This is a genomic window from Microcystis sp. M090S1 (genome assembly GCF_020246295.1).
In the GTDB taxonomy this organism is placed as follows: domain Bacteria; phylum Cyanobacteriota; class Cyanobacteriia; order Cyanobacteriales; family Microcystaceae; genus Microcystis; species Microcystis aeruginosa.
On record NZ_JADBTF010000074.1, the window covers coordinates 1 to 3,106 of the forward strand.

The 3,106-nt window shown below is 45.6% G+C and carries 3 protein-coding genes and 1 pseudogene; all 4 read left to right on the forward strand.

Going from position 1 to position 3,106, the window contains the following annotated elements; genetic code table 11:
* Positions 1 to 470 precede the first annotated feature (470 nt).
* A complete protein-coding gene (locus tag IM477_RS03320; protein ID WP_079206795.1) occupies positions 471 to 1,442 on the forward strand; it encodes a LysR family transcriptional regulator in 972 nt (323 codons plus the stop codon).
* A 43-nt stretch (positions 1,443 to 1,485) separates the two neighbouring features.
* The gene (locus IM477_RS03325; RefSeq protein ID WP_287730523.1) at positions 1,486 to 2,547 is read left to right on the forward strand and encodes an anthranilate phosphoribosyltransferase family protein; all 1,062 of its coding nucleotides are present in this window, start codon (positions 1,486 to 1,488) and stop codon (positions 2,545 to 2,547) included.
* A 160-nt stretch (positions 2,548 to 2,707) separates the two neighbouring features.
* Positions 2,708 to 2,971: pseudogene (locus IM477_RS03330) on the forward strand (sigma-70 factor domain-containing protein); the annotation flags it as partial.
* Positions 2,972 to 3,061: 90 nt separating this feature from the next.
* Positions 3,062 to 3,106 (forward strand): helix-turn-helix domain-containing protein (locus IM477_RS22885; protein ID WP_353737710.1); only part of this gene is annotated, 45 nt, incomplete at its 3' end.

The window sequence follows — 3,106 nt, forward strand, 5'->3', positions numbered from 1 at the left end:
TTGTGGAAGCCTTGGAAGCTTTTCGGACAGCGATGTCTTTCCGTTTCTTTGAGTGGCTGACCGAGAATCGGGATGTGTTTGCCGCTTACAAAGCCAGTTTAGGCTTTGTTTGGGCTTGAAATTTGTTTAAGTCCCACTAGTAATCCCTAGCAAGGTAGAAAATATTCTCATGAAATCAGGATTGTTGAATCTGCCAGAAAAAAGACAGTTCAACAGCCCGATTGTGAGGGAGAAGTAGTTCAAGGCTGACCGCTAAGTACCTAAGCAAAATTAATTACACATATCTAACCACCTCTTGCCTCTTGCCTCTTGCCTCTTGCATGAGTGCCTATCCTAACCAAGAAATTAATTTTGCACGACTACTTAAAATAACTGATAACTGAGAAAACGGTAGCAATTTCTACCAAAAGTCAGAATAAAATTCGTTATTGTCATAAAGTCATGACGGAATGTAATTAAAACGAGAAAGAATGCGGATCGAGCAATTGCAAGCCTTTTTAGCCGTAGCCGATACGGGCAATTTTGGTCAAGCCGCGCGCCAGTGTGGAGTCACCCAATCGACTATCAGCCGCCAGATTCAATCCCTAGAAACCGATTTGGGCTTACCTCTTTTCCATCGTACCGCCCAAGCGAAGTTAACCATTGCCGGGGAGAAATTACTGCCCCGGGCGAAACGGATTTGTCAAGAATGGACGAATGTTCACGAGGAAATCACCGACCTACAGGCAGGAAAACAGCCAGAATTGTGCGTGGCGGCGATTCATTCCGTGTGCGCCCACTATTTACCGCCGATTTTGCCGAAATTTTGTGCTGAATACCCAGAAGTTCAGTTAAGAGTTACAGCACTAGGCAGCGATCGCGCCTTAAAAGTGCTGCGGGATGGTTTAGTAGATGTGGCGTTGGTAATGAATAATCGTTTTCTCACCTCTAGCCCGGAGATGGTGGTCGAGGTATTATACCAAGAAGCGATCGAAATTCTCATGGCCGCTAATCATCCCCTCGCCCAATACAAAGAAGTGCCATGGTCAGAATTAATCCCCTATCCGCAAGTGGTTTTCAAAGACGGCTACGGAATGCAAAGATTAGTACAAGAATGGTTTTCCCGTCAGGATGCCCACCTGAAAACCGTCATGGAATTAAACACCCTCGATGCTTTTCGCGGTGTGGTGCGTCAGGGTAATATTATCGCTCTTCTGCCCCAATCCGCCCTGATGGAAGCCCGTAGCGATGCCACCCTCGCCATTCGTCCTCTTGCTTCCCCTAGTAGCGAAAATCCCCATCTTAACAATGGTAAATTTAGTCATCGTCTCACCCGTCAGGTAGTCCTTGTCACCACTAGCGATCGCCTACAGATACCACCGATCGCTCATTTTTGTCAATTAGTGCGGCAAATGAATCAAAGTGTGGTTAAAAGCTTAGAAAACCACCCCGTCCAGCCTTAGCAATCCCCATCAATCCCATTTACTCTTTATTTTCTTCCTTGAGATGAGTGATACTTTTCGAGAATTATTAAAAGTGATCGGTAGTGGCACCCATACGGGCAGAAATTTAACCCGTCCCGAAGCGGCAATGGCCACCAAGATGATGTTAACCCAAGAGGCAACCCCGGCCCAAATCGGTGCTTTTATGATTGCCCATCGCATTAAACGCCCCACCAGCGATGAGTTAGCGGGAATGCTTGATGCCTACGCCGAGCTTGGCCCGCAAATAACCCTAGAATCAGCCTCTTTTCAGCATCCGATCGCTATTTTTGGCAATCCCTACGATGGACGCTCTCGCACTGCCCCGGTTACTCCGATCACTACTTTAATCTTAGCGGCGGCGGGGGTTCCCGTAGTCCTGCATGGGGGCGATCAAATGCCGACTAAATACGGTATTTCCCTGAGGGAAATCTGGCAGCAATTAGGAGCAGATTTTAGTCAATTATCCTTAGCAGCAGTGAAAGACTGTTTAATCACCACAAGATTCACTTTTTTCTATATTCCGCGCCATTTTCCCCTAGTAGAGAATTTTGTTACCTATCGGGAGCAAATCGGTAAACGTCCGCCCATGGCCACGGTAGAGTTAATGTGGTCGCCTTTTGTGGGTAATATTCATCAGATATCGGGTTTTGTTCATCCCCCCACCGAAGATCGTTTTCGCGAAACTTTCGCTCTGAGAAATATCTCTCACTTCACCACCGTGAAAGGATTAGAGGGCAGTTGTGATTTAGCCTGTAATCGGACGGCGATTATCGGTCTGGGAAATCCCACCGATCCCCCTTCCTTTCAGCGATTTTTCCTAAATCCTCGCGATTATGGCTTCTGTCCCTCGGATTATCCCCTCGAATCTTTAGAGATGCTCACCGCTAAATTAAAGGGTTTATTAGCTGGAGAAAACAATGAATTAACCGATGCGGCAATTTTTAACGGTGGTTTTTATCTTTGGCGCTGTGGAATTGCCCCGGATATCCCCACGGCTTTCCAGCAAGCACAAAAATCTTTACAGTCGGGAAAAGCCCTGGCTAAACTAGAAGAGATCAGTAATTATCTGGAAAATCAGGAATAGATAGGAATAGGACTGTAGGGGAAATCACTCCATCATAAATACTTTTGAGAAAAAAATTTTCCCGACTGCATCATTTCCTCGCTCAAGTGGGAAAGCTATGACTACGGAAAACGATTTAGAAGTTTGTAATTCCTATCACAGTCGCCGTAGAGAAGCCATCATGTCTGCAATTAACCCCTCGACGCTCGAAACTGAATTTATCTCTCCCTCTTTTTCTATCTTAAAACTGAAGGAAAACTCGATCGACCTGGATGAAGATTTTCTCGGCAGTGATTTGGAAGATGATTTAGTATCTAGTCCCGAAAAAAGCTACAGCAACGGCACAACTACCGATTTAGTACGTTTATACCTACAAGACATTGGCAGAGTGCCTCTGCTCAAACGGGACGAGGAAGTTGAACAAGCGCAACAGGTACAGCGTCATCGAAAATTTGGGTCTGAAACCCCGTCGTTCTACGACGGCTTTACTGTTAAATATTAGCACATTTACGAAATATATGCTAAAATGTGAGGTATGGAAAAAGCCTATTCGTTTCGATTTTACCCCACACCAACACAA

Excerpts from the sequence above, each read along its gene's own strand:
- IM477_RS03320 (WP_079206795.1), top strand. The coding sequence starts at position 471 with ATGCGGATCGAGCAATTGCAAGCCTTTTTAGCCGTAGCCGATACGGGC.
- IM477_RS03325 (WP_287730523.1), top strand. The coding sequence starts at position 1,486 with ATGAGTGATACTTTTCGAGAATTATTAAAAGTGATCGGTAGTGGCACC.